Source organism: Blautia sp. AF19-10LB (assembly GCF_003461245.1).
GTDB lineage: Bacteria > Bacillota > Clostridia > Lachnospirales > Lachnospiraceae > Blautia_A > Blautia_A intestinihominis.
Genome location: NZ_QTWS01000067.1, coordinates 1 through 8,182, shown reverse-complemented (window position 1 = coordinate 8,182; position 8,182 = coordinate 1). Strand labels below are relative to the sequence as shown.

7 protein-coding genes and 2 pseudogenes are annotated in these 8,182 nt (G+C 42.2%); 8 read left to right on the top strand and 1 reads right to left on the bottom strand.

The window, feature by feature from the left end; translation table 11 throughout:
• Window positions 1-92: 92 nt before the first annotated feature.
• The 6 genes from DWX28_RS18670 to DWX28_RS18645 all read left to right on the top strand — a co-directional run bounded on the left by DWX28_RS18670 (window position 93) and on the right by DWX28_RS18645 (window position 5,930).
• Window positions 93-680 (top strand): LytTR family transcriptional regulator, encoded by a 588-nt coding sequence (locus tag DWX28_RS18670; RefSeq protein ID WP_118254635.1) that lies wholly within the window; start codon window positions 93-95, stop codon window positions 678-680.
• A 168-nt stretch (window positions 681-848) separates the two neighbouring features.
• Window positions 849-1,139 carry a hypothetical protein gene (locus DWX28_RS18665; protein WP_118254632.1) on the top strand — a complete coding sequence of 97 codons (291 nt, stop codon included), beginning with the start codon at window positions 849-851 and terminating at the stop codon, window positions 1,137-1,139.
• A 311-nt stretch (window positions 1,140-1,450) separates the two neighbouring features.
• On the top strand, window positions 1,451-2,422 hold the full coding sequence (locus DWX28_RS18660) for an alpha/beta hydrolase (protein WP_243002501.1): 972 nt from the start codon (window positions 1,451-1,453) through the stop codon (window positions 2,420-2,422).
• A gap of 241 nt (window positions 2,423-2,663) precedes the next feature.
• Window positions 2,664-4,052 carry a condensation domain-containing protein gene (locus tag DWX28_RS18655; protein WP_118254637.1) on the top strand — a complete coding sequence of 463 codons (1,389 nt, stop codon included), beginning with the start codon at window positions 2,664-2,666 and terminating at the stop codon, window positions 4,050-4,052.
• Between the two features lie 25 nt (window positions 4,053-4,077).
• A complete protein-coding gene (locus DWX28_RS18650; RefSeq protein WP_118254628.1) occupies window positions 4,078-4,308 on the top strand; it encodes an acyl carrier protein in 231 nt (76 codons plus the stop codon).
• Window positions 4,309-4,385: 77 nt separating this feature from the next.
• Complete coding sequence (locus tag DWX28_RS18645) at window positions 4,386-5,930, top strand: AMP-binding protein (RefSeq protein WP_118254626.1); 1,545 nt, start codon at window positions 4,386-4,388, stop codon at window positions 5,928-5,930.
• 60 nt (window positions 5,931-5,990) lie between these two features.
• Here the strand turns inward: DWX28_RS18645 and DWX28_RS18640 are convergent, their stop codons facing one another.
• Complete coding sequence (locus tag DWX28_RS18640) at window positions 5,991-6,569, bottom strand: TetR/AcrR family transcriptional regulator (RefSeq protein ID WP_118254624.1); 579 nt, start codon at window positions 6,567-6,569, stop codon at window positions 5,991-5,993.
• Window positions 6,570-7,196: 627 nt separating this feature from the next.
• Between DWX28_RS18640 and DWX28_RS20190 the strand changes: the two are divergent.
• Window positions 7,197-7,901 (top strand): annotated as a pseudogene (locus DWX28_RS20190) (methylenetetrahydrofolate reductase C-terminal domain-containing protein); the annotation flags it as partial.
• Between the two features lie 30 nt (window positions 7,902-7,931).
• A pseudogene (locus tag DWX28_RS20185) lies at window positions 7,932-8,182 on the top strand (electron transport complex subunit RsxC); the annotation flags it as partial.

The window sequence follows — 8,182 nt, the reverse complement described above, 5'->3', positions numbered from 1 at the left end:
CCTAAAGCGTCCGGAAGCACGTGACTTCAGTCATGTGAGGATAGAGTTTTTAATTCACAGAAGACTTTGTAAAAATACATAGAGGCTGTATTGTGTCTGTAAAAGCGATTCATGATGTGACAGATACGGTAGATCTCAGTAATGGAGAAGAATTGTTGTATACTGTCCGCAAGAAAAAACAAATAGTGGCCGAGATTCAGGAAAAGCAGAAAAGAATGATTAATGCTTTGGGAAAAAGCGGTATTCCGGCTACAGAAGAAGAATATCGACGTTATTATAGTTCTTTTGAATATCTGCCTATTGCATTTACGGACATAGAAATGGTGTTTAATGAAGAAAGTCATGCAGTAGACTGGATTTTCCGTTATGCAAATCAGGAACTTGCCAGATTAGAAAAGCTTTCGCTGAATCAGTTGCTGGGAAAATCTTTTGGCAGTTTGTTTTCCAATATGGATTCGAAATGGCTGCGAAGTTATGAACGTTCGGCACTTTATGGAGAAGTATTGGAACTTATGGATTATAGCCCGGAGATAGACACCAACCTGAAGGTAATCTGTTTTCCTACCTTTAAGGGACATTGTGGCTGTATCTTGTTTGATCTGGATAGGATTAAGGCAGTTGACAGTAGTAATAATGTCCATAAAATATGGAATATATACCTGAGAAATTGTACAAAATAGCTAAAAAATATGTCGCTTTAAGCCGCTTGGATGTCGCTTTGTTCCATGTTTATTGACTGGAATAAAGCGACATTTTATTATATAAACAAATTACTAAGCGAGTCAGGAGAAAGTATCAGGCAGCAGAGAATATTTGAATTTTTTATAAGATAAAGGGGGAAAGATATCATGAAAAGAAAAAAAGTAAGTACTTTGATTGCCGCCGCATTGGCACTTACCATGACTGTCTGTAGCAGTTCGACCGCAATTGCAACATCAGAATTAACAGCGGAAAGCAAACCAGCCACCCAGTATACGATTGACGCAAATCAGGAAGTTTATGCATTGCTGGACTTCGAGGATACTGCGGAGTTTGAGAACGCGACCAAAGGTCTGCTTGCTTCTCCGGATACTCTGGATATTTGTGATGAGAACGGGAAGGTTGTATGGAGTCAGACGGCATATGCTTTTCTGGATTAGGACGCTCCGGATACAGCGAATCCCAGCCTTTGGAGAAACACACAGTTGAATCATATTTATAATCCTGAAGACACACAGAAAAAATTGGATTGTATATGCCGGCTCTGGAGAGTATAATACTATAAATCAAAAGAATTATAAGTATTAAAACTTGAAAGCAGGTGGAGTATGAGCCAGCATAAGATCCGAAAAAGTGCTGTTGTCATTATAGTTGTCTGCTGACTCCAAAACAAAAGAGAAAAATATTTCTGGTACAGCATCTGCTTGGCTGGGCAAGATTCTTATTCTAAAATGTGAACTGTGGGGAAATCATGATGAAGAAAAAATTTATTAAGCTGTTTGCAATACTGTCGGTTGTCTTTCTTGGAGTGCTGGAGATGGGATGGCGCTTTTTTAACATGGTGGTCTGCTGCAAAAGAGGAGAGCACAAAAAGGAAAGAAAGAAATGGTTTGAGCTGTCTCATATCAGGGAAAATCATCCCCAGAACGGTTATGCCAGAGAATACAATGAGAGTAAGGCATGGTGTTTTGAGCAGAAAATGCAGGACTGTTATATCAAAAGTATTGACGGATTAAAACTGCATGCATTATATCTGCCGGCAGAAGATGCAAAAAGGATCGTCATATTAAGCCATGGTTATCGTGGCAGCCGGTTTGGCACCTTGTCGTTTATGGCAAAATATCTGCATGAGCATCAATGTGATGTCCTGTTTATAGAACATCGCTGCTGCGGTGACAGCGAGGGAAAATATATCACCTTTGGAGCAAAGGAGCAATGGGATGTGCAGCAATGGGCAGTCTATGTATCTGAACGAAATAAAGAGAAGCTCCCGATTTATCTGTACGGACAGTCTATGGGGGCTGCTACTGTACTGATGGCATCAGGACATACACTTCCGGCAGAGGTAAAAGGCCTGATTGCGGACTGTGGTTTTCAGTCTATGGAAGGACAGATGCGTGATATGGCAGCTAACTGGTTCCACCTGCATCATATACCACTGCTTCTGATGGAACTGGACTGGTTCTGTTCTCTTGTGGCAGGATTTCATATGAAAGATGCAGACACTACAGAAGCCATAAAAAAAAATACAAGACCGGTTCTGTTTTTCCATGGAGAGAAGGACACCTATGTGTATCCGAATAATTCTTTTCAGAATTACATGCTCTGCAGGGCAGAGAAGGAACTGGTGATCATACCGGGGGCACGGCATCTGTGCAGTGCCTATGCGGATCCGGAACTGTATCAGCACAAGATGATGGAATTTTTTGAGAAATACGATTAAACGGACATAAAGAATCCCGACCGGGATTTATCAGACATGGTACATAACAGGGAATATACATTTGAACTGTTATGTTAAATGAATGATAAGTCCCGGTCAATTTTTTGTAAAGTGTTCATTAAGTCCCAGGGGTACTGGTATTTCCCGAGAAGGTATGATATTTTTTGACCTGAAGCATACAATAATGTTTTTTCTATCTCGGATAAAGAGGAATACCGGGATAATGGAGGTTATCTATTATATGAGAAATTATTATCCTTTGACGGCAGCTCAGAAAATGCATCACAACTGGATCATGGATTATGGTACACAGCAGGTATCTGGTGTAAGTGTTGTGGCTTCTGTACAGGCAGAACTGGATTTTGGATTACTGAAGAAATGTATTCAGATGGAAATGGAGCGTTCAGACTGTACCAGAGTCCGTTTTACGAAACCGGATAAAGATGGAAATGTAAAACAGTACATTGAAAAACAGGATCCGCGTGATATTGAACTGAAGGATCTGTCAGGAATGGAAAGCCTGGCAAAGGCAGATGAGCTGATGCAGCAGTGGGCGTATGAAACATTTGACGGAGATAATATCCCGATGTGCGAATTTACCATGCTGAAGCTTCCGGAAGGATACAATGGTTTCTTTTTACATATGGATCACAGACTGATCGATTCCTGTGGGCTTGTAGTTATGATCGGAGATTTGTTCCAGTTATATACGCATTATAAATATGGAACGGCCTGCCCACAGGAACTGGTTGATTTTGAGACGGTTCTGAAAAAAGATCTTGCAAAATCGGGCAATGAAAAGCGTTTTGCAAAAGATAAAAAATTCTGGGATGACCAGCTGGATGAACTGGGCGAGCCGTTATATTCTGATATTCAGGGACCATCTGTACTGGAGGAAGCAAGAAAGCGTCATGGGGATCCGAAGCTTCGTGCTTCTGATATTGAGATGAACGAGCTGTTTGTTGCAGTAAAGGATTATCATCTGGAACCGTATGCGACACAGAACCTGATGGATTTCTGTATGAATCATCAGCTTTCCATGACAAATCTGCTTCTGCTTGGTATCCGTACTTATCTGTCAAAAGTAAATAACGGACAAGAAGATATTACGATCCAGAATTTTATATCCAGACGTTCTACCCATGATGAATGGACTTCCGGGGGAAGCAGAACTATTATGTTTCCGTGCAGAACAGTGATCTCACCGGAGACAGATTTTCTCTCGGCAGCTTATGAAATCCAGAATATGCAGAACCGAATTTATATGCACAGCAATTACGATCCGGCACTTATCGTGGATGAGATGAGAAAGAGATATCATACACCGGAGCATACCAGCTATGAAAGCTGTTATCTTACCTATCAGCCAATGCCGGTGAAGGTGGAGAATGAAATGCTTGGAACCGTTCGCCAGCATGCCAAATGGTTTGCAAACGGTGCCGCAACCAAAAAAATGTATCTGACTGTATCACACACGGAGGATGGCGGCATGAACTTCTCATATCATTATCAGACTGCTCATCTTGAGGAACACGACATGGAACTGCTTTATTATTATATGATGCGTATTCTGTTTAAGGGAATTGCAGAGCCGGATATGAGTATCGGCGAGATCATGGAACAGGTATAAAAATAAAAAATCAGGAGGAAATGGAATGAATCAGGAAATGGAATTTAAAAATATTGTAGCGCAGTACAGCAAAGTGAAACCGGAAGAAATGACAGGTGAGATGAGATTCCGTGAGGATCTGGGATTTACTTCTCTGGATTTCATGTCTTTTCTGGGTGAACTTGAGGATACCTTTGACATTGAACTTGAGGAAACCGAAGTGACAAAAATTACAACTCTTGAGGAGGCACTTAAGCTTCTTGAGGAGCTTCAGTAAGAACTAAGTTGTGTGTGAACGGAGCGAACAGAATTAACAGAATATCAGTCCACAGAACAGTGAGGGAGGAGAAAGATATGCTGATCAGGGATATATTAGAAGAAAGTGTACAGAAATTTGGCGAAGTCAAGGCAGTAAAATGGCTTAACCGAAAAGAGATTCTGGAGAGAAGTTACAGTGAAATGATGAAAAATGTGATTTCCACCAGAAAAGGACTTCTTGCAGAAGGTTTTGAGGGAAAGCATATTGCATTGATCGGAACCAGCTCTATAGAATGGATCGAAAGCTATCTGGGAATTATTACAGGATGTACTACAGCGGTGCCGCTGGATGCAGCACTCCCGTGTGAAGAACTGATCGATCTGATAAACCGCTCCGATTCCGAAGCACTGTTCTTAAGTCCGAAACACAGACCGTATCTGGAAGCATTTCTTGCAAACTGTCCGAAACTTCAGAAAGTATGGATGCTCCAGGAAGAGGTGGAGGATGTACCGGCGGATACATATAGTATCAGCGAACTCAGAAATTCAGGAAAGAATGCCGAAGGAGATGCTTCCTGCCCGGATGCAGAAGATATTGCGACAATTATCTTTACTTCCGGAACGACAGGAAAGAGCAAGGGAGTTATGCTGACACAGAATAATCTGGCTTCCAATGTTGAGGCAGTCAAAATCTCGGCAGAACCCGGAACAGCCATGCTCAGTGTACTTCCGATCCATCATGCATTCTGTCTGGTCATGGACTGGCTGAAGGGTTTTTCTCAGGGAGCGACCCTCTGTATCAATGACTCCCTGCTTCATATGATCAGAAATATGAGCATTTTTAAACCGGATATCATGCTCATGGTTCCAATGATGATTGAGACGATTTATAAGAGACTGGCGGCTGCTGATCCGTCGATTCCGAAAGCTGTTCTTGCAGAAAAAGTATTTGGTGGAAAACTGCACACGATTTTTACCGGTGGGGCACATCTGGATCCTTACTATATTGACTGTTTTGCAGAGTACGGTATACAGATACTGGAAGGCTACGGTATGTCGGAATGCTCTCCGGTCATCAGCAATAATACACCGGAAAACAATAAGCCGGGTTCCATCGGAAGACCACTTGAGAATGTGGAAATCAGATTTGAGGATGGAGAGATCCTGGTAAAAGGTACAAGTGTCATGAAGGGATATTATCAGATGCCTCGTGAGACAGAGGAAACGCTGAAAGATGGCTGGCTGCATACCGGGGATAAGGGATATATTGATAAAGATGGTTATCTTTTCATCAATGGTCGTGTGAAAAATCTGATTATTCTTTCCAATGGAGAAAATGTATCTCCTGAGGAAATTGAGAACAAACTTGCATTGAATCCGCTTGTGGGTGAAGTGATTGTAACAGGCGAGGACAATGGTCTTACAGCCCGAATTTATCCGGAACAGGCAGTTGTGGAGGCAAAGGCACTGGATACTGAGATGATCAGGTCACAGCTTCAGGCATTTCTGGATGAATACAACAAAAACCAGCCGACTTACCGCCGCATTACAGGTCTGGTGATCCGGAAAAATCCGTTTATCCGGAGTACGACAAAGAAGATCAGGAGACAGGATGTCCTGGTCGACGAGCCGCAGGCATAATAAAAACCCGTCTGAGTGAAAGTGCTCAGACGGGTTTTTTTGTGCCTGTATGCAGGGCAGTCAGGACAAAAGAGGCAGCATGCCGGAAAGAAAAATCTGAGTCAGAATCTCTGCAATGACTTCCGGTGCGAGATCAAAATCATCCCGGGTCCATTTGTGAAGCACACCGATTGTGCTGCCGATCGCGCAGGTGATTACGTAAGATATTTCCTCTTTTGTGTGTCTGTCGGGGCTGGCACTGGAGGTGGTAGCGGTGACATAGTGATGAAGCATGGTCAGCATTTTTTCAAACAGATCATTCCCGTGAGGGGTGCTCAGAAGACCGGCAAGGAAGGGATTTTCCATTGTATAGCGACAGATCGTCAGAAAATAGGACTGACAGATATCGCGGTCATTTTCTGGATGAAATTTTTCCATTATGGAAAAAACATCATGGATCGTCTTTTCTTCAACAGCAGATACAAGAGAGGGGATATCCTGATAATGATTATAAAAAGTACTTCTCGCGATACCAGCTGTTTTGGTGATATCGGATACGGTGATCCGGTCAGGAGCTTTTTGCTTTATGAGTTTAAAAAAAGCTCCCAGGATGGCTTCGTCTGCCACAGAATATCTTTCATCAGGAATTGGATTTTGCATAGTCGATTCCCTCCCATATTTCATAAATATAGTAAAGCATAGTATAACTGTGAGGGTACTGAATAGTTACAGTATAACACAAATCCGACAGTATAAGAACAAAAAAATGGTATGTCAGGATGTCTGGTATTAAAGTTTGAGGCAAAAAAAATCCATCCCACCATTATGATAAAAAAATAACAGATTTTTTCAGCGTGCAGAACCGCTTTTTTATAAAAAAAGAGCTTATTTTTGATGAAAACATACAATAAGAACTGAATAAAATAAACGATTTGTGCTACATTTATATAGGATAGTAATTATAGAACCAGTTTATCGGATTTTTATTGTTTTTTTCTTAACAGTGCAGAGGGGAAGGAAGGATAGAAGCTGATAAGCATATAAGTTCAAATATTTCATAAGGAAGGTGAGCAATTGGAGAACTATACTAAGTATCAGCTGAAAAGCAATGAAGAACTTGCATCATTGCTTGAGGGCAAAGATAACCTGTATGTCATTGCCTGTAACAAGTGCTTCAAGGAATTTGACACCATTGACGAGCCGGACTGCGATGAATTTCTGAAATTTGCCGCAGAACAGGGCAAGACAGTCACTGGCAGTACAAAGGTAGACTTTTTGTGTAACAAGATGCACACAGAAAGAAAATTACAGGATCTGTTTCCGGAAGGAACAGAGAATGTTATCGTAATTTCCTGCGGCCTTGGTATTCAGACAGTTGCAGAACTGGCAGGAAAACCAGTTTATGCAGCAAGTAATTCTCTTAACTACAGAGGTCATCATGGCATGGCTCTTACCAAGAAGAGCTGTGATGCCTGTGCTCAGTGTTATCTGAACATAACCGGTGGTGTCTGTCCGATCGTTGATTGCTCCAAGAGCCTTGTAAATGGGCAGTGTGGAGGTGCCAAGAACGGTAAGTGCGAAGTGGATCCGAATAAAGACTGTGCATGGGAGAAGATTTATCAGAGACTTGCAAAACAGGGACGACTTGAGGAATTCCTCAATCAGCCTGTACAGGTCCGTGACTTCTCAAAGGTGAATTTCAAAGTAATCAACGACTACGTTAAAGCAATAAGGGAAGACAGACTGAATGGATATTATGGCGGTGTTCATCCGTCAGAACATAAGGAATTCAGCGAGCATATCGATCTGAAGAAATTCCCGGATCCTAAGACAGTTGTGATCTCTATGTCACAGCATCTGGGCGCTCCGGCTAATCCGATCGTTTAGGTAGGAGATACCATAAAGGTCGGACAGAAGATCGGCGAAGCTGCCGGATTTATCAGCGCACCGGTACATTCCAGTGTAAGTGGAACAGTAGTTGCTGTTGAACCTCGCATGCATGGAACAAGAGGCAGTGAAGTGATGGCAGTTGTCATCGAATCAGACGGAAAAAATACTCTGCACGAATCCGTACAGCCTCATAAACCATTAGATGATCTTACCGCGGATGAGATCATCGAAATCGTAAAAGAAGCAGGAATTGTTGGTATGGGTGGTGCAGGTTTCCCGACCTGTGTCAAACTGAAACCAGCAAAACCGGTTGATACGATCCTTCTCAATGGATGCGAATGTGAGCCATATTTAACAGCAGACCACAAGGTTCTCCTTGAGTT